General features: G+C 63.2%; 22 protein-coding genes and 1 riboswitch. Of the genes, 14 read left to right on the forward strand and 8 right to left on the reverse strand.

Features of this window, described 5'->3' with window-relative positions; translation table 11 throughout:
• Both ACK1U9_RS18810 and upp read right to left on the reverse strand, forming a co-directional pair.
• Positions 1–1,238 (reverse strand): uracil-xanthine permease family protein (locus tag ACK1U9_RS18810; RefSeq protein WP_449110088.1); only part of this gene is annotated, 1,238 nt, incomplete at its 3' end.
• Between the two features lie 2 nt (positions 1,239–1,240).
• On the reverse strand, positions 1,241–1,879 hold the full coding sequence (gene upp, locus ACK1U9_RS18815) for a uracil phosphoribosyltransferase (RefSeq protein WP_011532223.1): 639 nt from the start codon (positions 1,877–1,879) through the stop codon (positions 1,241–1,243).
• 162 nt (positions 1,880–2,041) lie between these two features.
• Here upp and ACK1U9_RS18820 point away from each other — a divergent pair, with 162 nt between their 5' ends.
• From ACK1U9_RS18820 to ACK1U9_RS18835, 4 genes are all read left to right on the forward strand, one after another.
• Entirely contained in the window at positions 2,042–2,599 is a 558-nt protein-coding gene (locus tag ACK1U9_RS18820; protein ID WP_016501490.1) for a hypoxanthine-guanine phosphoribosyltransferase, read from the forward strand.
• Positions 2,600–2,601: 2 nt separating this feature from the next.
• Positions 2,602–3,075 carry a WbuC family cupin fold metalloprotein gene (locus ACK1U9_RS18825; RefSeq protein ID WP_046616024.1) on the forward strand — a complete coding sequence of 158 codons (474 nt, stop codon included), beginning with the start codon at positions 2,602–2,604 and terminating at the stop codon, positions 3,073–3,075.
• An 88-nt stretch (positions 3,076–3,163) separates the two neighbouring features.
• Positions 3,164–3,634 carry a hypothetical protein gene (locus tag ACK1U9_RS18830; RefSeq protein WP_025337696.1) on the forward strand — a complete coding sequence of 157 codons (471 nt, stop codon included), beginning with the start codon at positions 3,164–3,166 and terminating at the stop codon, positions 3,632–3,634.
• A gap of 68 nt (positions 3,635–3,702) precedes the next feature.
• Positions 3,703–3,993: a PA4642 family protein gene (locus ACK1U9_RS18835; RefSeq protein WP_085601918.1), complete on the forward strand. Its 291-nt coding sequence runs from the start codon at positions 3,703–3,705 to the stop codon at positions 3,991–3,993.
• A 177-nt stretch (positions 3,994–4,170) separates the two neighbouring features.
• On the opposite strand, the gene mqo is transcribed toward ACK1U9_RS18835, so the two are convergent.
• Both mqo and ACK1U9_RS18845 read right to left on the reverse strand, forming a co-directional pair.
• The gene (gene mqo, locus ACK1U9_RS18840) at positions 4,171–5,679 is read right to left on the reverse strand and encodes a malate dehydrogenase (quinone) (protein ID WP_153670670.1); all 1,509 of its coding nucleotides are present in this window, start codon (positions 5,677–5,679) and stop codon (positions 4,171–4,173) included.
• 599 nt (positions 5,680–6,278) lie between these two features.
• Complete coding sequence (locus ACK1U9_RS18845; RefSeq protein ID WP_046616027.1) at positions 6,279–6,512, reverse strand: hypothetical protein; 234 nt, start codon at positions 6,510–6,512, stop codon at positions 6,279–6,281.
• A 145-nt stretch (positions 6,513–6,657) separates the two neighbouring features.
• Here ACK1U9_RS18845 and ACK1U9_RS18850 point away from each other — a divergent pair, with 145 nt between their 5' ends.
• Positions 6,658–7,242, forward strand: coding sequence for a YajG family lipoprotein (locus ACK1U9_RS18850; RefSeq protein WP_013970929.1), 585 nt, complete (start codon positions 6,658–6,660; stop codon positions 7,240–7,242).
• Between the two features lie 217 nt (positions 7,243–7,459).
• Entirely contained in the window at positions 7,460–7,720 is a 261-nt protein-coding gene (locus ACK1U9_RS18855) for a hypothetical protein (RefSeq protein ID WP_046616028.1), read from the forward strand.
• A gap of 34 nt (positions 7,721–7,754) precedes the next feature.
• On the opposite strand, the gene ACK1U9_RS18860 is transcribed toward ACK1U9_RS18855, so the two are convergent.
• Positions 7,755–8,921 carry a 1-acyl-sn-glycerol-3-phosphate acyltransferase gene (locus ACK1U9_RS18860; protein WP_024086266.1) on the reverse strand — a complete coding sequence of 389 codons (1,167 nt, stop codon included), beginning with the start codon at positions 8,919–8,921 and terminating at the stop codon, positions 7,755–7,757.
• A gap of 125 nt (positions 8,922–9,046) precedes the next feature.
• Here ACK1U9_RS18860 and ACK1U9_RS18865 point away from each other — a divergent pair, with 125 nt between their 5' ends.
• The 4 genes from ACK1U9_RS18865 (at position 9,047) to ACK1U9_RS18880 (ending at position 11,120) form a co-directional block, all read left to right on the forward strand.
• A complete protein-coding gene (locus ACK1U9_RS18865) occupies positions 9,047–9,229 on the forward strand; it encodes a CPXCG motif-containing cysteine-rich protein (protein ID WP_012270508.1) in 183 nt (60 codons plus the stop codon).
• Positions 9,229–9,489, forward strand: coding sequence for a putative signal transducing protein (locus ACK1U9_RS18870; RefSeq protein ID WP_046616029.1), 261 nt, complete (start codon positions 9,229–9,231; stop codon positions 9,487–9,489). Before ACK1U9_RS18865 ends, ACK1U9_RS18870 begins: the two co-directional genes overlap by 1 nt.
• A gap of 15 nt (positions 9,490–9,504) precedes the next feature.
• Complete coding sequence (locus ACK1U9_RS18875; RefSeq protein ID WP_085601919.1) at positions 9,505–10,125, forward strand: SOS response-associated peptidase; 621 nt, start codon at positions 9,505–9,507, stop codon at positions 10,123–10,125.
• A gap of 179 nt (positions 10,126–10,304) precedes the next feature.
• Positions 10,305–11,120 (forward strand): M48 family metallopeptidase, encoded by an 816-nt coding sequence (locus tag ACK1U9_RS18880; protein WP_046616031.1) that lies wholly within the window; start codon positions 10,305–10,307, stop codon positions 11,118–11,120.
• 150 nt (positions 11,121–11,270) lie between these two features.
• Here ACK1U9_RS18880 and ACK1U9_RS18885 read toward each other — a convergent pair whose 3' ends face one another.
• From ACK1U9_RS18885 to ACK1U9_RS18895, 3 genes are all read right to left on the reverse strand, one after another.
• Positions 11,271–11,855: a TMEM165/GDT1 family protein gene (locus ACK1U9_RS18885; RefSeq protein ID WP_046616032.1), complete on the reverse strand. Its 585-nt coding sequence runs from the start codon at positions 11,853–11,855 to the stop codon at positions 11,271–11,273.
• 87 nt (positions 11,856–11,942) lie between these two features.
• Positions 11,943–12,083: riboswitch (yybP-ykoY riboswitch) on the reverse strand.
• A 39-nt stretch (positions 12,084–12,122) separates the two neighbouring features.
• Entirely contained in the window at positions 12,123–13,121 is a 999-nt protein-coding gene (locus tag ACK1U9_RS18890; protein WP_085601920.1) for a class I SAM-dependent methyltransferase, read from the reverse strand.
• 53 nt (positions 13,122–13,174) lie between these two features.
• Positions 13,175–14,140 carry a 2-hydroxyacid dehydrogenase gene (locus ACK1U9_RS18895; RefSeq protein WP_046616034.1) on the reverse strand — a complete coding sequence of 322 codons (966 nt, stop codon included), beginning with the start codon at positions 14,138–14,140 and terminating at the stop codon, positions 13,175–13,177.
• 293 nt (positions 14,141–14,433) lie between these two features.
• On the opposite strand from ACK1U9_RS18895, the gene ACK1U9_RS18900 reads away from it, so the two are divergent.
• From ACK1U9_RS18900 to ACK1U9_RS18915, 4 genes are all read left to right on the forward strand, one after another.
• Positions 14,434–16,116 carry a fatty acid--CoA ligase gene (locus ACK1U9_RS18900; RefSeq protein ID WP_108480139.1) on the forward strand — a complete coding sequence of 561 codons (1,683 nt, stop codon included), beginning with the start codon at positions 14,434–14,436 and terminating at the stop codon, positions 16,114–16,116.
• Positions 16,117–16,447: 331 nt separating this feature from the next.
• The gene (locus ACK1U9_RS18905) at positions 16,448–18,334 is read left to right on the forward strand and encodes a DUF1302 domain-containing protein (RefSeq protein ID WP_046616036.1); all 1,887 of its coding nucleotides are present in this window, start codon (positions 16,448–16,450) and stop codon (positions 18,332–18,334) included.
• A 25-nt stretch (positions 18,335–18,359) separates the two neighbouring features.
• Positions 18,360–19,724, forward strand: a complete 1,365-nt coding sequence (locus ACK1U9_RS18910) for a DUF1329 domain-containing protein (RefSeq protein ID WP_046616037.1) — start codon at positions 18,360–18,362, stop codon at positions 19,722–19,724.
• Between the two features lie 303 nt (positions 19,725–20,027).
• On the forward strand, positions 20,028–22,745 hold the full coding sequence (locus ACK1U9_RS18915; protein ID WP_108480138.1) for a LuxR C-terminal-related transcriptional regulator: 2,718 nt from the start codon (positions 20,028–20,030) through the stop codon (positions 22,743–22,745).
• The last annotated feature ends 53 nt before the right edge of the window (positions 22,746–22,798 follow it).

Genomic DNA, 22,798 nt, shown 5'->3' on the forward strand with positions numbered 1-22,798 from the left:
CCATCATTGCCCGGCAAGATCAGGTTCAGGGCGATAGCCACGATGGCGCACAGGGCGATGCCTTTCAGGCCCCAGTCATCCGGGCCGTCACCGCTGCCGATCAGCACGCCGCCTATACCGAACACCAGGGTCACCGACACGATCACCAGGTTGCGTGCTTCGGCCAGGTCGATCTTGTGGCGGATCATGGTATTCATGCCCACCGCCGCGATCGAGCCGAACAGCAGGCACAGGATGCCACCCATCACCGGTACCGGGATGCTTTGCAGCAGGGCGCCGAACTTACCGATGAAGGCCAGGGTGATGGCGAACACCGCCGCCCAGGTCATGATCTTCGGGTTGTAGTTCTTGGTCAGCATCACCGCGCCAGTCACTTCGGCATAGGTGGTGTTGGGCGGGCCGCCGAACAGGCCGGCTGCGGTGGTGGCCAGGCCGTCACCCAGCAGGGTGCGGTGCAGGCCGGGCTTCTTCAGGTAGTCGCGGCCGGTCACGCTGCCGACTGCGATCACCCCGCCGATGTGCTCGATCGCCGGTGCCAGGGCAACCGGGACGATGAACAGGATGGCCTGCCAGTTGAACGCTGGCGCGGTGAAGTTGGGCAGCTCCAGCCACGGTGCGGCGGCGATCCTGGCAGTGTCGACCACGCCAAAGGCGAACGACAGGGCAAAGCCTACCAGCACGCCGGCAATGATCGGCACCAGACGGAAGATGCCCTTGCCGAATACGGCGACGATCAGCGTTGTCAGCAGGGCCGGCATCGAGATCATCATGGCGGTCTTGTAGGGCAGCAGCACGCTGCCGTCACCGGCCTTGCCCATCGCCATGTTGGCGGCGATCGGCGCCATGGCCAGGCCGATGGAGATGATCACCGGGCCGATCACCACCGGTGGCAGCATGCGGTCGATGAAACCGGTGCCTTTGATTTTCACCATCAGGCCCATGAAGGTGTACACGAAACCTGCGGCCATCACGCCGCCCATGGTCTCGGCCAGGCCGAACTGGCCCTTGGCGAGGATGATCGGGGTGATGAAGGCAAAGCTCGAGGCCAGGAACACGGGTACCTGGCGGCCGGTGACCAGCTGGAACAGCAGGGTGCCGATACCGGCGGTGAACAGCGCGACGTTCGGATCAAGGCCAGTGATCAGTGGCATCAGCACCAGTGCGCCGAATGCCACGAAGAGCATCTGCGCGCCTGAAACGACCTGGCGCCAGAGCGGGTCGTTGAAGCCGTCCTGCATGGTCAGGCGTCCTTTTGCTTGGTGCCGAAGATCTTGTCACCTGCATCGCCCAGGCCCGGCACGATGTAGCCGTGTTCGTTCAGGCGCTGGTCGATCGAGGCGGTGTAGATCTGCACATCCGGGTGGGCTTTTTCCACCACTTCGATGCCTTCTGGCGCGGCGACCAGGACCATGGCGCGGATCTCTTTGCAGCCGGCTTTCTTCAGCAGGTCGATGGTGGCGACCATCGAACCGCCGGTGGCCAGCATCGGGTCGATGATCAGGGCCAGGCGCTGGTTGATGTCGGGAGCGAGCTTTTCCAGGTAGGTGTGGGCTTCGAGGGTTTCCTCGTTGCGGGCAACGCCGACGGCGCTGACCTTGGCACCCGGGATCAGGCTGAGCACGCCGTCGAGCATGCCGATGCCGGCACGCAGGATCGGTACCACGGTAATCTTCTTGCCGGCGATTTTTTCAACTTGTACCTTACCGCACCAGCCATCGATCTCGTAGGTTTCGAGCGGCAGGTCCTGGGTGGCTTCGTAGGTCAGGAGCGCGCCGACTTCCTGGGCAAGTTCGCGAAAATTCTTGGTGCTGATATCGGCACGGCGCATCAGGCCGAGCTTGTGGCGGATCAGCGGATGGCGGATCTCACGAGTGGGCATAGGGGGGCTCCGAAAGGCGGGCAAAAAAACCGCGCTAGATTAATCTATTCAGCCTGTGCTGTCGTCTGGTCATTCTGGACGTTAGTCCATAAATGCTTGATCTGTGACGAGCGGATGCGTACCTTTGCCCGCTTTTCCAAAATGCACCCCCCGGAGAGCGCCATGTCCGCCGATCTCGAGCATATCCGTCAAGTCATGCGTGAAGCTGACTGCCTGTACACCGAAGCCGAAGTCGAAGCGGCCATCGCCAAAGTCGGCGAGCAGATCTGCAAGGACCTGCACGACAAGAACCCGGTGGTGTTCTGCGTGATGAACGGCGGCCTGATCTTCTCCGGCAAACTGCTGACCCACCTGCAGTTCCCGCTGGAAGCCAGCTACCTGCACGCCACCCGCTACCGCAACCAGACCAGCGGCGGCGAGCTGTTCTGGAAGGCCAAGCCCGAAGTGTCGTTCATCGACCGTGACGTATTGATCGTCGACGACATTCTCGATGAAGGCCACACTCTCAGCGCCATCATCGAGTTCTGCAAGCATGCCGGTGCGCGCTCGGTGCACACGGCGGTACTGATCGACAAGGACCATGACCGCAAGGCCAGCCCGGATCTCAAGGCCAACTACGTGGGCCTACCCTGTGTCGACCGCTACATTTTCGGTTACGGCATGGACTACAAAGGCTACTGGCGCAACGCCAACGGCATCTTCGCCGTCAAGGGGTTGTGATCATGCGCCAGCCTGCGTTCATCGACCAATCGCTGTTCGCCGGGCTGGCTGCACAGGCTGCCGCCAACCCGCGCGGGCGGCAGCATCACACCTTCCATGAGATGGAGGACCCCTGCCATCGCATGGCGGTCGGGCTGCAACCGAGCACCTATATCCCGCCGCATCGCCACCTGAGCGCCGACAAGGCTGAAACGCTGATTGCGCTCAAGGGGCGCTTCGGCCTGTTGCTCTTCGATGAGCAAGGGGCGGTGACCGACAAGCGAGTGCTGCAGGCGGGCGGCGACTGCCTGGGTGTGGATCTGGCTCCAGGTATTTACCATGGGCTGGTGGTGCTGGAGCCGGACAGCATCCTGTTCGAGTGCAAGGCCGGGCCGTATCGGCCAGTGGGTGAAGGCGAACATGCGCACTGGGCGCCGCGCGAAGGTGAAGAAGGCGTGGCCGAGTACCAGGCCTGGATGCGCGCGCAGTTCGATTGATGTTGCCTGCACCGGCTCCTACAGGGCGATAGGGTCATACGCCCCAGGCACTACATGCTAGAGTGCTCCTTCATTCAAGGAGCCTCACATGCGTGCGTTTCTTCCCCTCCTGCTGGCGGTCAGCCTGCCACTCGCCGCCGCACCGCTGCACAGCCAGTTCCTGCCACCTGACGACCAGTCCCTGCGCCAGGAAGCGCCGACCGGCCAGCAATTGCTGCAAGTGACCGACTACTCGGTGGTAGTGGGTACCCAGCGCCAGTCCGACCAGCAGCCGATCCCGATCACTTCGTCGTTGCAGGTGCGCCTCAAGGGCAAGCCGCTGAGCAAGGGCGCCACCATCGCCCAGGTGCTGCTGACCTTTGACGGTGAAGCGGCCAAGAGCCTGAAGAAACCCGTGTACGACGACAAGACCCGCACCCTGAGCCTGAATTACCCGCTCAGCGACTACCGCGTGATCATGGACCTGCTGCGCAACGAGACGCTGTATGTGCAGTTTCTAACGTACGGTAACGGACACGTCTGGGCCGACCTGCACACCGGTACCGTACGTACGCGTTGAGGCGCCCGGCCTGCGGGGGGTACACTGCCGGCCTTCGAAATTTCGTGATGGTCCAGTTGGAGTCGGCAATGCGTAAAGACAAGAAACAGGTAATCGGTGACGAGATCAGCGACGACTACATCAAGACGTTCCTTCAGTTCGAACCGGCCGATGGCGTGACTTCGCCGTCGCTGCACAAGCTGGTCAAGGCCTACCGCGGCCTGCGCATCGACGATTTCGAGCGTTTTGTCGGCTTCTTCGTCGACGCTGGGCTGGACCTGGATGGCAAGGACGAGCACGGCAAGACCTTTGTCGAGCAGATTGCCGACCAGCGCAATGCGGCGGAGTACATCGAGATCATCGCCAAGGCCCGTGGCTGATTTTTAACCTGTGACGGCCCTTTCGCGGGCACGCCCGCTCCCACAGGGATGGTGCAGAGCCTGAGGGCGACGCCAAAACCTGTGGGAGCGGGCATGCCCGCGAAGAGGCCGGCACAGGTCAATGAGCAACCAGGCACAAAAAAACGCCCCGAGGGGCGTTTTTCGCTACCGGTCGAATCAGGCGTAATGCTTGGCCGCCGGGCTGCTTTCCACCAGGTCCAGCGCCACATCGTTGTCGGCACTGATCTTGTGGTACAGGGCAGCATCGGTCGCCAGAGTCTTCTCGCGAGCCGGGAAGATCTCCTTGAGCTTGGCAGCCCAGGCGCCCTTGGCCTGCTCGGGGAAGCAGCGCTCGATCAGTTCCAGCATGATCGACACGGTTACCGAGGCACCCGGCGATGCGCCGAGCAGTGCAGCCAGGCTGCCGTCCTGCGCCGAGACAAGCTCGGTACCGAACTGCAGCACACCGCCTTTCTTCGGGTCTTTCTTGATGATCTGCACGCGCTGACCAGCCACTTCCAGGCGCCAGTCTTCGGCCTTGGCCTGAGGATAGAAGCGACGCAGGGCTTCCAGGCGCTGCTCCATCGACTGCATCACTTCGCTGACCAGGTACTTGGTCAGGTCCATGTTGTCACGGGCCACTGCCAGCATCGGGCCGATGTTGCCCATGCGCACCGACAGCGGCAGGTCCATCAGCGAACCGTGCTTGAGGAACTTGGTGGTGAACCCGGCATATGGGCCGAACAGCAGCGATTTCTTGCCATCGACCACGCGGGTATCCAGGTGCGGTACCGACATCGGCGGAGCGCCGACTGCGGCCTGGCTGTAGACCTTGGCCTGGTGCTGCTTGACGATTTCCGGGTTGTCGCAACGCAGCCACTGGCCGCTGACCGGGAAGCCGCCGAAGCCTTTGCTTTCCGGAATGCCCGACAGCTGCAGCAACGGCAGGGCCGCGCCACCTGCGCCGAGGAAGACGAAGCGGGCGTCCACTTCACGGCTGCCACCGCTGTTGACGTCCTTGATGCTCACGGTCCAGCCCTTGCCATTACGGCGCAGGCCGACGACCTTCTTGCTGTACTTGACGTGGGCATCCTGCGAGTCGCCCAGCAGCTTCAGCAGCTTGTTGGTCAGGGCGCCGAAGTTGACGTCGGTACCCTTCAGTACGCGGGTGGCGGCGATGTGCTGGTCGGCTGGGCGGCCTGGCATCATCAGCGGCATCCAGTCCTTCATCACGGCTTTGTCTTCGGTGTATTCCATTTCCGCGAAGGCATGGTGCTGCTTGAGCAACTCATAGCGCTTCTTGAGGAAGGAAACACCCTTGTCACCCTCGACGTAGCTCAGGTGCGGGACAGGGTTGATGAAGGCACGTGCCGAGCCGAAGTTGCCCTTCTTGCTCAAGTAGGCCCAGAACTGGCGCGAAACCTCGAACTGGGTGTTGATGTGCACGGCCTTCTTGATGTCGATGCTGCCATCGGCGGCCTGGGGCGTGTAGTTAAGCTCGCACAGGCCGGCGTGCCCGGTGCCTGCGTTGTTCCAGGGGTTGGAGCTTTCCGCGGCTCCGGAGTCCATCGCCTCCACGACCTCAAGCTTTAGGGTCGGGTCGAGCTCCTTGAGCAGTACGGCCAGGGTGGCACTCATGATGCCCGCGCCTACCAGTACCACATCAACCGATTCGTTCTGCGCCATTTAACGCGTCTCCACAATCTACAGCTACCTAATTGACAGCATAGGACCTGGGTTCGCCAGGGTCGCCATGTCCGACTTTTCGCAGTTCTTGCAACTTCCGCGGACACCGCCAATCAGTCTTCGGGTTCGCGTATTGAACGCGGTTTGCCACGGGTGCGGCAATTCGACTTATGGTCAAGGTGTCGTGCGTGCGTTATGGAACGGCTCAGACACTCATACGAAATGAGCGCATTTGCCGCCTGTTCAGGGCTGTTCGGGACACATCTGCCGCTTTTGCACATGCCAGACTGTTCATTTGCTCGCCACACTCTTGTGAAGTTGTGAAAACCGTTTTTTCACGCTCTTTTGGAGACGTGAACCTCAAAAGGGGACTGCGCGATGGCAACCCGCAGGTTCATGCAGTGTGAAGGGCCGGAAAAGCAGGCACGACAGCCGATGCAAGACCTGAGTGGAAGGCTCTCTGTGGGCGAAGCGTGAAGTTGCCGGGGTCAATCGGCGAGTGCGGGGCCCGATCAGGAGACGTCCTTATAATCGGGGGGAGATTATAGCGATGTCGCGGGCAGAAATGTCGCCATTCGTGGTTTTTATTGCAGCGTTTGTCAGGCCGCGAGGATGCGCTGGTGCCAGCGGCGGCTTGCGCGGGCGCAAACCCGGGCACTGGCGGGCAATTCGCGGCCCAGCCAGGCGAGCTGGATTTCGCTGATCTGGACCCAGCCGCTGCCGCTGGGCGCCTGGCTGCATTGCTTGAGGGCCAGGCATTTGCCGTCGGCATCAAGGCGGGCATAGGCATTGTAGTGCGGGCGTTGGAAGAGCAGAGTCCAGAGCGAGGCCATGGCAGCGAGTCCTGTACGGTAGGGCTTGGCGCAAGGATAGCGGCGCGGCGATGAAACGATTGTGACAAGCGGGCCGGGCCGATGACTGGCCGAGGCGTGGCTGGGTATACTGTGGGCCTTCGCCGCATTTTCTGGAGTAACGCGCATGTTGCAACGTCTGTTGTTCGGTTTGATCGCCGTGGCCAGCCTCAGCCTGGTCGGTTGTGCCCACAGCCCGCAACAACTCAATCCGCAACCCACGCTCAAGGCCCAGCTCGCCCCGGTCGGCCATGGCCAGCCGGTAGTGGTCCGGGTGGTTGACGGCCGGGCCTCGCAGTCCCTGGGCACTCGCGGTGGCATGTACCCCGAGACCAGCACCATCAGCGTCAGCGGTAACGACATCGTGCCCAAGCTGCAGGCCCAGGCCGAAGCCGCCGTGCGCCTGCTCGGCTTCACCCCGACGCCGAACGCCTATAACGCGCCGCAGCTGACCGTGACCCTGGCCGAACTGAAGTACCAGTCGCCAAAAGACAACCTGTACGTGACCGAGGCTACCATCGGTGCCACCTTCCGTGCCGACGTGTCCAATGGCGGCCGCCGCTACAGCGGCCGTTACGGCGCTTCGCTGGACCAGCGTTTCGGCATGGCGCCGAACCAGGAAACCAACACCCAGCTGGTGGGCGATGTGCTGAGCGATGCCCTGACCCGCATGTTCAAGGACCCGACCATCGGTCAGGTACTGGGGCAGTAAGGCTTCAGCTGTAAAACAAGGCCCGCTGCCTGTATTCCAGGCAGCGGGTTTTTTGTTGTCTGTGCCGGCCTCTTGGCGGGCATGCCCGCTAAGAGGCCGGCAAGTCTTCATGCAAGGACAGATGAAATTTAATGACACTTTGTCGCCTGGACCGGGCGTGAGGGGGCGACTTGGGTAGAATGCCGGCCTTTGCCGTCGCTCATACCGAGGTTGCGTGATGTCCTTGCAAGTGCTCTGGGGGTTCCTGGCCGCCCACCCGACCAAGCTGATCAATCTGCTTGCGCTGCTGCTGACCTGCCCGGGCGGGTTGCTGCTGCACAGTGCCCGGCGGCGCGAGGCCGAGACCCGCGAATACATGGCGGTGGACGACGGGGTAGTGGACGCATTCGACCTTCGAGTGCCGCGCTATTTCTACATCCTCGGCTTTTCGTGCCTGGCGATGGCGTTGCTGTTGTCCTGGTTCAGTACCTGGGTCTGAGATTTCGGGGCCGCAAAGCGGCCCCGGCATTCGCTCAGGCAACCGGTGCCTGCTGCCTGACCTGGTACTGGTTGCGCACCGGCGTCGCATACTGCAACACCAGGTACGGCCGCTGCTCCTCGGGGCAGGCATCCAGGCGGCGTTGCCATTCCTCCTTGGCCCGGGCCAGTTCATCAGCGGGGAACACTTTCTCGGCGCTCGGCACCTGCAGCGCCTCATCTTTGCCATCCCACATCGCATAGGCCAGATAGTGCACCGGGAACAGCCGGTAGCCACCTAGGATCTGCCGGTCGATTTCCGCTGCCAGCTGCTTGGTGTCCTCGTGATACTCGGTCACCGGCGGTGCGAAGTTGATGTGCACCCGGCCCTTGTAGCCGGTGATGCCCTTGGCGATGCTGTTGTCGTCCTCCCCCGGCGCCTTCTTGTAGGTGCCGGTAGTGGCGCGGATGTACAGTTCGCGAGCCTTGGCCTGGTCGCACGGGTCATATTCGTAGCTGATCGAAACCGGCGTCAGGTTCAGGCTCTGGATCACCGCGCCGAACGGCTCGTCCTTGCGACTCATGTGGAACATCTTGAGGATCGCCGAATCGGTGCGGTCGTCACCGTCCTTGGCCCGGCCTTCGGCCTGGGCGATCCAGATCGATGTGGCGTCGTTGCGGATCGAGTGGTTGATGTAGGCCGAGAGCAGTTGGTAGGCCGCCAGCTTCTCGCGGCGCCCACTGATCGAGCGGTGCACGATGAAGCTCTTGTTCAGGCGCATCATGTCGCTGACAAACGGTTTTTGCAGCAGGTTGTCGCCAATGGCGATGCGCGGCGTGGGCAGGCCGGCGTGGTACACCGCATAGTTGACGAAGGCCGGGTCCATGACGATGTCACGGTGGTTGGCCAGGAACAGGTAGGCGGTACCGGCCTTGAGCTGCTCCACGCCCGAATAGGTGACGCCGTCGGTGGCGCGGTCGATGGTCTGGTCGACGTAGTACTCGACTTTGTCCTGCAAGGTCGAAACACAGGTGACGCCGGCGAATTCCTTGCGCAGGCGGCGGGCGATCAGCGGTTTGAGCAACCAGCCGAGAGCGCCGGCCGCACGCGGGAAGCGGAAGTGGGTGAGGATATCGAGGAATGCCGGATCGCTGAGCAGGCGTGCCAGAACGGCAGGGACCTCAGCGTCGTCGTACGGTCGGATGGCATCGAATTCGCCCATCATGCTCTCTTGTTGGAAACGGCTAGGGTAATAAGGTAGGGACGGGCTCCGAAAAACGGCTCGGACACACACAGGCCCTGTAAACAGACCGGCAATTATACGCATAAGTCACCCCGGAGGCCGCGATGCTGGAAACTGCTATCTACGATTGCCCTTATTGTGGCGAAGAAGTCGAAACCACGGTGGACCTGTCCGGTGGCGATCAGGAGTACATCGAGGACTGCCAGGTGTGCTGCAAGCCTATCCGCTTCGTGCTGCAAGTTCATGGCGAGGAGTGGATGCTGGATGTATTCGGTGAGAATGACTGATGCAGCGCATCTACGAACCGGAAAGCCTGCTCGAGGCTGAAATGCTGGCGGGGATGCTCGCCAGCGAAGGGATCGAGGCGCACTTGGTTGGCCGTGACCTGGTGGGTGCTGCCGGTGAACTGCCGATGCAGGGTTTGCTGGGGCTGGCCGTGGCAGATGAGCAGGCTGAGTACGCACGGCAGCTGATCGATGCGTACAATGGTGCCCAGCCATTGGTTGGCGACGAACCGGAGAGTTTCCCCGGTACCTTGATCTGCTAGGTTTTGAATTCGCCCATGTGTGGACGTTACGCCCTGTTTCGATGGCCCCAGGCTCTTGCCGGTCTGCCGGGCTTTCCCGTTGGCCAGCCAGCCCAATGGAACATTTCGCCCGGGGCTTCGGTGCTGATCCAGCGCCAGCTCGACGGCCAGCTGCAACTGGCCAGGGCGCGCTGGGGGTTGACTCCGGCCTGGCTCACCGACCTGTCCCGTACCCCCGCCCATGCACGCGCCGAAACCCTGGCCGAGCAGCCGATGTTTCGCGACGCGTTTCGCCAGCGCCGCTGCCTGATGCCAGCCAACGGCTTCTACGAATGGCGCGGTAGCGTGCGCAAGCGCCCCTACTGGCTGACCCCAGGGGAGGGCGCATCTCTGTATTTCGCGGCTGTGTGGGAGGCTTACCCGGTGCAGGACCAGGTTTGGCTGAGTTGTGCGGTAGTGACCCAGGCGGCGATGAGTCAGCGTCGGCCACTGATAATGGACGATGCGGGGCAGGCGGCCTGGCTTGACCCGGGCACGCCGCTGGCCCGCCTGCATGAGTTGCTGGCCAGCCCGCCGGCGACCTTGCGCGAGCGGGCCCTGGCGCATTTTGTCAATGACCCGAAGCTGGATGCGCCGGAGTGCCTGACCCCGGCCTGATGTATGCCTGTGCCGGCCTCTTCGCCGGTGAAGCCACTCCTGCAACGATCGCATTGTCCCTGTAGGAGCGGGTTCACCCGCGAAGGGGCCGGCACAGGCGACGAAAATCTTCCCTGCGGCTATAGCGGCCCCAAGCGACTCGGCCTACGATACGGCGCATGTAAAAAGGGAGTGTTTTCATGCGTAAGTCTTTTGTCGTCAGCCTGTTGAGTGCTGGCATCCTGCTAGCCGGCTGCCAGGCGGTGAATACCACCAGTGGCGGTGCTGTCGGCGTCGAGCGCCAGCAGTACATGTTCAGCATGCTCTCGACCGATGAGGTCAACCAGATGTACGCCCAGTCGTACCAGCAGACCCTGGGTGAAGCATCGAGCAAAGGCGTGCTCGACAAGTCCAGCGCTGTTGCCAAGCGTGTGCAGGTAATTGCCAACCGCCTGATCGCCCAGACCCCCAAGTTCCGCCCGGATGCCGCGCAATGGAACTGGGAAGTGAACGTGATCAAGAGCGACGAGCTCAACGCCAACTGCGGCCCGGGCGGCAAGATCATCGTCTACACCGGGCTGATCGATCAGCTCAAGCTCAACGATGCGGAAATTGCTGCGGTGGTGGGTCACGAGATCGCCCACGCTCTGCGTGAGCACAGCCGCGAGGCGATGTCCAAGGCGTACGGTGTGGAAATGGCGCGCCAGGGCGCCGGCGCCCTCTTTGGCCTCGGCCAGGGTAGCATGGCCATGGCCGATACCGTGGTGAACTATGCCATGACCCTGCCCAACAGCCGGGCCAACGAGAACGAAGCCGACCTGATCGGCCTGGAGCTCTCGGCGCGTGCCGGTTACGACCCGAATGCCGCGATCACCTTGTGGAACAAGATGAGCCAGGCTTCCGAAGGCGCACCGCCTGAGTTCATGAGCACTCACCCGGCGTCCCAGAGCCGCATTGCTTCGTTGCAGGCGGCCATTCCGAAGGTGATGCCGCTGTATCAGGCGGCCAAGAAGTAAGCCTCGACTTCAAGATGCTTACCCCTTGTAGGAGCGGCCTTGTGCTGCGAAAGGGCCAGTAAGAGCACCACATTTCCTGGTGCCTGTACCGGCCTCTTCGCAGCTCGATGCTGCTCCTACAGGTTCGGCGTCAGCCTGTCGCCTTTCGGGTTAGCCCACCCAGCCACTGGCTTTCATCGCCGTGTACACGGCCACGATCGCCAGCACGAAGAACGCCGTGGCCGCCAGGCGACGGATCAGCGTCAGCGGCAGTTTGTCCGCTGCGAAGTTACCCGCCAGTACCACCGGCACGTTGGCAATCAGCATGCCCAGGGTGGTACCGATAATGACCATGATCAGGTGCGGATACTGTGCTGCCAGCATCACCGTGGCGACCTGGGTCTTGTCACCGATTTCAGCCAGGAAGAACGCGATCAGCGTGGTCAGGAACGGCCCGAAGCGGCGCGCCGGGTTCTCGTCGTCATCCATCTTGTCCGGAACCAGGGTCCACAGGGCAGTAGCGGTGAAGCTTGCAGCCAGGATCCAGTGCAGTGCCGAGTCGCTGAAGAAGCTGCCGACCCACGCGCCCACGGCCCCAGCCGCGGCATGGTTTGCCAGAGTGGCGGCGATGATGCCGGCGATGATCGGCCAGGGCTTGCGGAAGCGGGCGGCGAGTATGAGCGCGAGCAGTTGCGTCTTGTCGCCGATTTCGGCGAGCGCAACGATGGCGGTGGGGACCAGCAGAGATTCCAGCATCAGGATTCCTACGGGGGCGGGTCGACACGGCTATGACACGTACAGCCTCCCCGCCCCGGGTAAGGTGTGCGTGTCATAGGTCTTGTCAAACCCTGGATCCGTCTATGCGGATCTCGCCATGCAGGTTGGCATGGTGGGTCGCACGCGCCATGGTCTGTGGACCAAGTATGTTGACGCGTACCGGGCGAGCTGGGCGCTCGCGGGAGACTACTCCCCTAGGACGGTGCGGATTCTGCCTAGGCAAAACGCTTTCGGCAAGCGCTGTTTTTATCCGTGTGTTGCCCGGTAGATGCGGAAACCGTCCGCCTCGTCGCGTATCTGGCAGTTGCCCAGAGCCCCTTCGATCAGTGGCTGGTAGCGCAGGAAGCTGTTGGCAACCAGGCGCATTTCGCCACCTTTTCGCAGATGAACGGCTGATTTTTTCAGCAAGTTTTCCGATGCCTGGTAGTTGGTGTGTACCCCGGTGTGAAACGGCGGGTTGCTCAGGATCAGGCTCAGCTCTGTCGGCGCCGCGTCGATGCCGTCGCCGCTGATCACCTCGCCTTCCAGACCATTGGCGGCCAAGGTCAGGCGGCTGGCGGCCACGGCGAAGGCATCCACGTCCAGCAGGGTTACACGGCTTTGTGGATAACGGCGTTTGACTGTGGCGCCCAGCACCCCGGCACCGCAGCCGAAGTCCAGCACATGCCCGCTCGGTAGGCCGTCGAGGTGCTTGAGCAGCAGGGCGGTACCGCGATCGAGGCGGCCATGGCTGAACACGCCGGGCAGGCTGACCACTTGCAGTGGGCCGTCTTCCAGGCTGAGTTCGAAGCGTTCGGCCAGGCTCTCCAGGGGCTTGGCTTCTGGCGCGCGCTCGATGGTCACCTGCCACAGCTGGCAATGGCGGGCGCTGTCGAGCTTGCGTGGCTTGCCAAAGGCCTGCAGCTGCTTGGCCGCGCCCTCGATGCCACCGCGTTTCTCGCCGACCAGGTACAGCTCGCGGCCAGCCAGGCGCGAGGCCAGGGCGTTGAGCAGGTAGGCAGCCAGTTCGCGGGACTTGGGCAGGAACAGCACGGCGTTGTCGAAAGCCACTTCCGGTGGCTCGACCCCATAGTGGCTGCGCCCGGCGAAGCGGCTTTCGAGCATGGCATGATCGCCCGCATGCCAGGTCCAGCCCCGGGCCTGGGGCAACTGGCCGAGCAGGCCGTCGGCGGGGGCGCCGGCGAGCAGCAGCGGGCCCTGGAACAGCTCTGCCTGGCGGAGCAACACTTCACTGCGCGGGTCCATGGACGACGCCTCCTGGAAAAAGTGGCGCAGTTTATCAGAGCTGGGCGCCGCGCTCAGCTGACCACGCGGCGTGGCTGACCGGCGAAGAAGGCCTGGGCATTCTCGCTGAGCTGGCCGACGATGCGCTGGCGCGATTCCACAGCGCCCCAGGCGCTGTGCGGGGTGATGATCAGGCGCGGGATGCCGGGTTCGAGCAGCGGGTTGCCGTTGACCGGCGGCTCCACGCTCAGCACGTCGGTGGCAGCGCCGCCCAGGTGGCCATTGCGCAGGGCGTCGGCCAGCGCTTGTTCGTCGATCAGGCCGCCACGGGCGGTGTTGACCACCAGCGCGTTGGGCTTGAGCAGGGCCAGTTCGCGGGCCCCGAGCATGTGTCGGGTGTGCTCGTTCAGCGGGCAGTGCAGGGTCAGGGCGTCGACTTGCGGCAGCAACTCGTCCAGTGGCAAGCGGTCGGCGCGTTCCGGACGACCGGGGATCTGCCCGCTGAGCACGCGCATGCCGAAGGCTTCGGCCAACCTCGCCACCGCACCGCCCAGTTCGCCGTGGCCGAGCAGGCCAAGGGTCTTGCCCTCCAGTTCGACGATGGGGAAGTCCAGCAGGCAGAACTGGCTGGCCTTGGCCCACTGGCCGTCGGCTACCGCCTGGTTGTAGTCGCACAGGCGGGTGGCCAGGGCCAGCAGCAGGGCGAGGGTGTGCTGGGCGACGGACGGTGTGCCGTAGCCTTGGCAGTTGCACACGGTGATGCCTTGGGCGCGCGCGGCCGCCAGGTCGACGTTGTTGGTGCCGGTGGCGGCCACCAGGATCAGCTTCAGTTGCGGGTTGGCTGCCAGGGTCGCGGCGTCGAGCATGACCTTGTTGCTGACTACCGCCACCGCGCCCTGCAGGCGTTCGGCGACCTGCTCCGGGCGGGTGGCGGCGAACAATTCGAACTCGTCGAATTGCTGCTTCAGGGGTGAGAGGTCGAGATCGCCTAGGTCCAGGGACTGGTGATCGAGAAACACGGCGCGACGCGGGCTGGGCATGAAGTTCTCCGAGGCTGGGCGGGATTTCGGTGTCGTGGCCATTTGCGGGTATTGCACCATTGAGAAGGCTGATGCAGTACCTGTGGAGCGGGTTTACCCGCGAAGAGGCCCTCAGCTTCACCACATGACCTGAAGCTGCCGCCGCAGTGTCTAGCTCAACCTTGCTGCCCGTCAACGCCCGCCACTCATACCCTCATCATGCAAATCATTCCTTCGGCTGATTTAGCCGTCACATTGGCGAACTACAGTAGTTCCCAGACTTGTCCGGCCCGCTTTTCAGAAAAGGGATACCCATGTTGCAGACCCGCATCATCAAGCCCGCCGAGGGCGCCTACGCCTACCCCCTGCTCATCAAGCGCCTGCTGATGTCTGGCAGCCGCTATGAAAAGACCCGCGAAATCGTCTACCGCGACCAGTTGCGGCTGACCTACCCACAACTGAACGAGCGCATCGCGCGCTTGGCCAACGTGCTGACCGAAGCCGGAGTAAAGGCCGGTGACACCGTGGCGGTGATGGATTGGGACAGCCACCGCTACCTGGAGTGCATGTTCGCCATCCCGATGATCGGCGCGGTAGTGCACACCATCAACGTACGCCTGTCGCCCGAGCAGATTCTGTACACCATGAACCACGCCGAAGACCGCGTGGTGCTGGTCAACAGCGACTTCGTCGGCCTGTACCAGGCCATCGCGGGGCAACTGACTACCGTCGACAAGACCCTTCTGCTGACTGACGGCCCAGACAAGACAGCCGAGCTGCCCAACCTGGTGGGTGAGTACGAGCAACTGCTGGCCGCTGCCAGCCCGCACTACGACTTCCCGGACTTCGACGAGAACTCGGTGGCCACTACCTTCTACACCACCGGCACCACCGGCAACCCCAAGGGGGTGTACTTCACCCACCGGCAGCTGGTGCTGCATACCCTGGCTGAAGCTTCGGTGACCGGTAGCATCGACAGCGTGCGCCTGCTGGGCAGCAACGATGTGTACATGCCCATCACGCCGATGTTCCACGTGCACGCCTGGGGCATTCCCTACGCCGCCACCATGCTCGGCATGAAACAGGTGTATCCGGGGCGCTATGAGCCGGACATGCTGGTCAAGCTGTGGCGCGAAGAGAAAGTCACCTTCTCCCATTGCGTGCCGACCATCCTGCAGATGCTGCTCAACTGCCCAAACTCTCAAGGCCAGGACTTCGGCGGCTGGAAGATCATCATCGGCGGCAGCGCACTCAACCGCTCGTTGTACCAGGCCGCCCTGGCACGCGGCATCCAGCTGACCGCCGCGTATGGCATGTCCGAGACCTGCCCGCTGATTTCCGCCGCCCACCTGAACGATGAGCTGCAGGCCGGCAGCGAGGATGAGCGCGTCACCTACCGCATCAAGGCCGGCGTGCCGGTGCCGCTGGTCGAGGCGGCCATCGTCGACGGCGACGGCAACTTCCTGCCCGCCGATGGTGAAACCCAGGGCGAGCTGGTGCTACGGGCGCCGTGGCTGACCATGGGCTACTTCAAGGAGGCGCAGAAGAGCGAGGAGCTGTGGCAGGGCGGCTGGTTGCACACCGGTGATGTCGCCACGCTCGATGGCATGGGCTACATCGACATCCGCGACCGCATCAAGGATGTGATCAAGACTGGTGGCGAGTGGATTTCCTCGCTCGACCTCGAAGACCTGATCAGCCGCCACCCGGCCGTGCGCGAAGTGGCGGTGGTGGGGGTGGCCGACCCGCAGTGGGGTGAACGCCCGTTTGCCCTGCTGGTGGTGCGCGAAGACCAGGTCATTGACGCCAAGGCGCTGAAGGAGCACCTCAAGCCGTTCGTCGAGCAAGGGCACATCAACAAGTGGGCGATTCCAAGCCAGATCGCTGTTGTTACTGAAATTCCCAAGACCAGTGTCGGCAAGCTCGACAAGAAACGCATCCGCCAGGACATCGTCCAGTGGCAGGCCAGCAACAGCGCGTTCCTCTCCACGCTGTAACCGCCATGCGGGTCGCGTATCGCAGCACGCGACCCGCATGCTAGAGGGGTGGAACCTTGCCAAACGGCAGAAATACGCCATCCTTTAGCACTGCCAGCACGCAGCCGGGGCAACATGGCAGCGAGTTGGCCGCACGGAGCGCAAATCACACTTTAGAGGGATCAAGCGCCTGTGCCTTGCTGGCTATAGTCGGGGCCAGGGGATTTTCAGGAATGGGGGAGGCGACATGCGCAAGCCGTGTCGCCGCAGGCGCAAGCCTGCAAACCGGTCGCTCGGGCCGTTCTTGAAAGGACTCACTGCCATAACAAAAAAAGTACATGGAGTAGCGTCGATGAAATCTGCAAACCTGTTCTGGCGCCGGGCCAAGTTGCCCCTGGCTGTCAGCCTTGCTTCCACGCTCGCAAGTCCTGCTTTCGCTGTCAGTTTCAACATTGGTGAAATCGAAGGCCAGTTCGACTCGTCGCTCTCCATCGGCGCCAGCTGGTCGACGGCCAACCCCAACAAGAACCTGATCGGGGTGAACAACGGCGGCAAGGGCCTGTCGCAGACATCCGATGATGGCCACCTGAACTTCAAGAAGGGCGAAACCTTCTCCAAGATCTTCAAGGGCATCCATGACCTGGAGCTCAAGTACGGCGACACCGGCGTGTTTGTCCGCGGCAAGTACTGGTACGACTTCGAACTGAAGGACGAAGGCCGCGAGTTCAAGGACATCAGCGACTCCAACCGCAAGGAAGGCGCCAAATCGTCCGGTGCCGAGCTGCTCGACGCTTTCGTCTACCACAACTACTCCATCGGCGATCAGCCAGGCTCGGTGCGCCTGGGCAAGCAGGTGGTGAGCTGGGGTGAAAGTACCTTCATCGGTGGCGGCATCAACTCGATCAACCCTATCGACGTGTCGGCGTTTCGCCGCCCGGGGGCCGAGATCAAGGAAGGCCTGATCCCGGTCAACATGTTCTACATCTCGCAAAGCCTGACCGACAACCTGTCGGCCGAGGCCTTCTATCAGATCGAATGGGACCAGACGGTCGTCGACAACTGCGGCACCTTCTTCTCCCAGCCGGACATCATTGCCGACGGCTGTACCGACAACCTGCGCGTGCTCAACAGCAGTCGCACAGTGCCGGGGGCGGCGCAGCAATTTCTTGCCACCCGTGGCGTGAACATCAACGAAGAAGGGGTGATGGTGCGCCGCGGCGCCGACCGCGATGCGCGTGACAGTGGCCAGTTTGGCGTGGCAATGCGCTACATGTTCGAGCCGCTGGACACCGAGTTTGGCGCCTACTTCATGAACTACCACAGCCGTGCGCCAATCTTCAGTGCCACCGGGGCCGCGCCTTCAGTGTTCGCCGGGCTGAGCGCCCTGCCTGCACAGCTGCGCGCATTGGCACCGCTGATCGTGGCAGGTAACTCCGAATACTTCGTCGAATACCCCGAGGACATCCGCCTCTATGGCTTGAGCTTCTCTACCACGTTGCCCACCGGGACCGCCTGGAGCGGCGAACTCAGCTACCGTCCCAACGCACCGGTGCAACTGAATACCACGGATATCCTGTTCGCCGGGGTCCGCCCCATTGGCGGTGCCTTGAGCAACGCTTCGCTACTGACCGGTACGCCGGGGCAGGACTTGCACGGGTATCGCCGCAAGGAAATCACTCAGTTCCAGACCACCCTCACGCATTTCTTCGACCAGGTAATGGGCGCCAGCCGCATGACCGTGGTGGGCGAGCTGGGTGTCACCCATGTGGGCGGCCTGGAGAGCGCCCACGATACTCGCTACGGTCGCGACCCGGTGTTCGGTCCAGGCCCGCTGCCATCCACCGGTGGAGCAAACACCTGTCAGGCCCTGAATGCCAGCACCATCGCAGGCGCTGGTGCTGGTGCCTCCACCGCCAACCTGAGCCGCAACTGCGAGAACGATGGCTTTACCACCAGCACGTCCTGGGGTTACCGCGCCCGAGTCATCTGGGACTACAACGACGTCTTTGCCGGGGTCAACCTGAAGCCAAGCGTGGCCTGGTCGCATGATGTTTCCGGCTATTCGCCTGGCCCTGGCGCCAACTTCGAGGAGGGCCGCAAGGCTGTCAGCCTGGGCCTGGACGCCGAGTACCAGAACACCTACACGGCAAGCCTGTCGTACACCAACTTCTTCGATGGCGAGTACACCACCGTGGATGACCGCGACTTCGTCGCGCTCAGCTTCGGCGTGAACTTCTAAGCATTCAGATCCAGGACGACACGACATGAACAAGACCAGAAGTCTGCTGCAAGCCGGTGTGCTGGGCCTGTCCCTGCTGGCGACCAGCGTCATGGCTGCAGTATCCGCCGACGAGGCGGCCAAGCTGGGCAGTACCCTGACCCCGATGGGCGCCGAAAAGGCTGGCAACGCCGATGGCTCGATCGGGCCGTGGGAACCGCTGTCCAAGAGCTCGGGCAGCGTCGACGGCAAGGGCTTCCTGTCCGACCCGTACGGCAGTGACAAGCCGCTGTTCACCATCACCGCGCAGAACGCCGACCAGTACAAGGACAAGCTCTCGCCGGGCCAGCTAGCCATGCTCAAGCGCTATCCGGATACCTTCAAGATCCCGGTATTCAAGACCCATCGCGGTTCCACGGTGCCGGCCGATGTGTTCGCTGCCATCAAGGAAAACGCTACCAAGACCACCCTGGTCGAAGGCGGCAACGGTCTGAACAACTTCCGCACGGCTGTACCGTTCCCGATCCCGAAAAGCGGCCTGGAGGTGATCTGGAACCACATCACCCGCTACCGGGGCGGTAGCGTCAGCCGTCTGGTGACCCAGGCAACGCCGCAGCAGAACGGCTCTTTCAACCCGGTGTACTTCTCCGACCAGTTCGTCTTCCGCGAAAGAATGAAGGATTACGATCCGAGCAACCCGGGCAACATCCTGTTCTACTTCAAACAGGAAGTGACCGCGCCTGCGCGTCTGGCCGGTACCGTGCTGCTGGTACACGAAACCCTCGACCAGGTGAAGGAACCGCGCAAGGCGTGGATCTACAACGCCGGTCAGCGCCGCGTGCGCCAGGCACCACAAGTGTCGTACGACGGCCCGGGTACCGCCGCCGACGGTTTGCGCACCTCCGACAACCTGGACATGTTCAACGGTGCGCCAGACCGCTATGACTGGAAGCTGGAAGGCAAGAAGGAGATGTACATCGCATCCAACGCCTTCAAGCTCGACGACCCTAAGCTCAAGTACACCGACATCATCAAGGCCGGGCACATCAATCAGGACCTGGCCCGTTACGAGCTGCGCCGTGTATGGCACGTGGTCGCCACCCTCAAGCCGGGCCAGCGGCACATCTATGCCAAGCGTGACTTCTACATCGACGAGGACACCTGGCAGGCTGCGGTGATTGACCAGTACGACGGCCGTGGCCAACTGTGGCGCGTGTCCGAGGCACATGCCCAGCCGTACTACAACGTGGAAGTGCCGTGGTACACCCTGGAGGCCATCTATGACCTGCAGTCTGGCCGTTACCTGGCCCTGGGCATGAAGAACGAAGAGAAGCGCGCCTACGACTTCGGCTTCAGCGCCAGCAAGGCGGACTTCCAGCCTGCGGCACTGCGCCAGTCGGGTATTCGCTAAGTATCGCGCAACCTCGGAGCGCCCCGGCTTGCCCGGGGCGTTTCATTTTCCTGTACCGGCCTCTTCGCGGGTGAACCCGCTCCCACAGGGATCGCACAGGCTTCAGGTACAGTGCCGGTACAGCAATAAAGCTGGTGAATACCTCAGCAAACCCCCGCCCCAGCCCCTGTCCATCAGACATGTTGCTTTTTGTCGCAGTCTTTTCCAGGGGAATTGAGCCCATCATCTTCAAATGGGCAGCGTTACCCGCTAGTCTCGCAAGCATCCATACCGCCGTAGTCTTCCAACCAGAACGAGCCGGCCATGACAGATCTGTCCCGTACGCATGGATTCACCAGCCAGGCCCTGGGCCTGCTGGACGGGCGTTTCTTCCGGCCGCCCTTGCCGGACGGCCATGTACCGCGCCTGCGCCTGTGCCAGCGGCTGCAAGCCGGCCTCGGCGGGCGGCTGTTGCTGGTCAATGCCCCGGCGGGTTTCGGCAAAAGCTCCCTGGCCATTGAATTTTGCGAAGCGCTGCCCGAGCACTGGCGTAGCCTGTGGCTGGGCCTGAGCCAACGGGATGCCGACCCTGGCCGCTTCCTCGAACGCTTGCTCGAAGGCCTGCAACAATATTGCCCGGCACTGGGTGGCCAGGCCATGGGCCTGCTGAAAATGCGCCAGCGCCACCAGCCGTTCGCCTTCGAGGAATGGCTCGACGGCCTGCTCGACGAGCTGGCGTTGTACCTGCAAGCCGATACTCCCTTGTTGCTGGTGCTGGACGACTATCATCTGGCCCAGGGGCCAGTGCTCGATCGTTGCCTGCAGTTCTTCCTCAATCACCTGCCCCCCGGCCTGGTACTGCTGGTCACCAGCCGCCAGCGCCCGGACTGGCACCTGGCGCGCCTGCGCCTGTCGCGGCAACTGGTCGAGCTCAACGAACAGGACTTGCGCCTGACCGCCGAAGAATCGCTGGCGGTGATCGGCCGTCAACCCACCGGCCTGCGCGGCCAGGCCCTGGACAACCTGATCCAGCGCAGCGACGGTTGGGTGGCCGGGTTGCGTTTCTGGCAACTGGCTGCCAGCGAGTCCGCTGACGACCAGGCCTTGCCCCAGGCCTTGCATGGTGGTGAGGGCCTGATCCGCGACTATCTGCTGGAAGAAGTCATCGACATGCTGCCCGCCGACGTGCAGGCCTTCCTGTACGAAACGGCCTGCCAGGAGCGTTTCTGCGCTCCGTTGTGCGATGCCGTGCGCGGCCGCCACGACAGTGCCTCGATCCTGCGCTTCTTGCAGGCGCACCAGGTGTTTCTGGTGCCGCTGGACGAGCATGGCCACTGGTTCCGCTATCACCACCTGTTCTCCGACCTGCTGCGCAGCCGCCAGGCCAGCGAGCCGCTGGCCGGCCTGCAGTTGCGTGCCTGCCGCTGGTTCGAAAGCCAGGGCCTGCTCGACGAAGCGGTGGAGCAGGCGCTGCGGGCCGGTCACCTCGATGTCGCGGCCGACCTGGTGCAGAGCCTGTCCGAGGAGCAACTGCTGGCCGAACAGAACGTCGGCATGCTGCTGCGCTGGAAGATGGACCTGCCCGACAGCCTGTTGATAAGCACGCCGCGGTTGATCGTGTTGTACAGCTGGGCGTTGGGCCTGGCGTGCCAGCTGGACGCGGCCGAGGAGCTGGCGGGGTATCTCAGCCGCTTCCTGCCCGCGCCTTCGGCGACCGCGCAAAAGTCCATGCTGGCCCAGTGGCTGGCGCTCAGTGGTGTGATCGCCCGTGGCCGTGGCGACCGCGAGCGCACCTTGGCCTATTGCGGCGAAGCGCTGCAGAGCCTGCCGAGCAAGCGTTATGGCCAACGCCTGGTGTGCCTGTCGACGCTGTCCAACCTGGCGATTGCCGATGGCGACTTCTGGCGGGCCCGTGGCTGGAACCGCGAGGCCCTGGAGCTGGCCCAGCGCGTTGGCAACCCATTGTTCGAGGCCCTGGCCCATTACGACCGGGCGCGGGTGCTGCATGCCCGTGGCGAGGTGTTGCGCGCGCTGGACGAAGTGCGCGAGGGGCTTCAGCGCCTGCAAGGGCTGTCGGCACAGCGGCTGTATGCCGTGCGCGCCCGCCTGACGCTTTACGAAGGGTACCTGCTGGTATCGCGTCTGCAGCCGTCCCAGGGCCGTGCCCGGTTGCGTGCGGGATTGGGCGAGGCGCGGGCCTGCCGCGATATCAGCGTGCTCATCGGCCACTGCGTGATCGCTACGCTCGATGGCCGCGAAGGGCACTTTGCCGAGGCTTTTGCCGAACTGGCCGAGGCCGAGCGGCTGATGCACATCTGGGATGTGCCGCCGGTCTACTACCTGGCCATGATCACGCTGGTCAAATGCGAATTGTGGCTGGCACAGGGGCGCATCGACCTGGCCGAGTCCTGGTTGCTGCGCCTGGGCCAGACCTACGGTGGCGAGCAACCGGCGGCGGCCCCGGAGTTCCACCCGTTGCTGCCGTTGCACATCGCCTTGCAGCAGGCATCGCTCGAGCGTATCCAGGCGCGTAGCGGCGAGGCGGCGCAACGCCTGGCCAGCCTGGTCGAGCACGGCCAGGCCAGTGGCGGCATGATGCTCAGCGTCAGTGCCCTGTGCCAGTGGCTTGGCTTGTTGCTGGGCGAAGGCCGGGAAGGGCAGGCCGCCCAGTTGTTGCCACGGTTGCTGGAGGCAGCCCAGGGCGGCGTGCTGCAACCGTTCCAGCCTCTGCTGGAGCAGCACCCGCAGTGGCTTCTCGAACAGCTGCGGGCTGTTGCCGCTTGCCCGGTGCAGGCCGAGCTGCTCAAACGCCTGCCGCAGATGCCAAGCACCAGCACCGGCAGCGGCGAAGCCCTGAGTAGCCGCGAGCTGGCCGTGCTCGAGCTGATTGCCCAGGGTTGTTCCAACCAGCAGATCAGCGAGCGGCTGTTCATTTCCCTGCATACGGTGAAAACCCACGCCAGCCATATCAACAGCAAGCTTGGGGTGGAGCGGCGTACCCAGGCGGTGGCCAAGGCCAAGTCCCTGGGGCTGTTGGCGTGATCCTGGCCCTCCAGGGCCTTGCTCGCTAAAGTGGTGGCACAAGGCTTTGGTTC

This window comes from Pseudomonas sp. XP1, assembly GCF_053557675.1.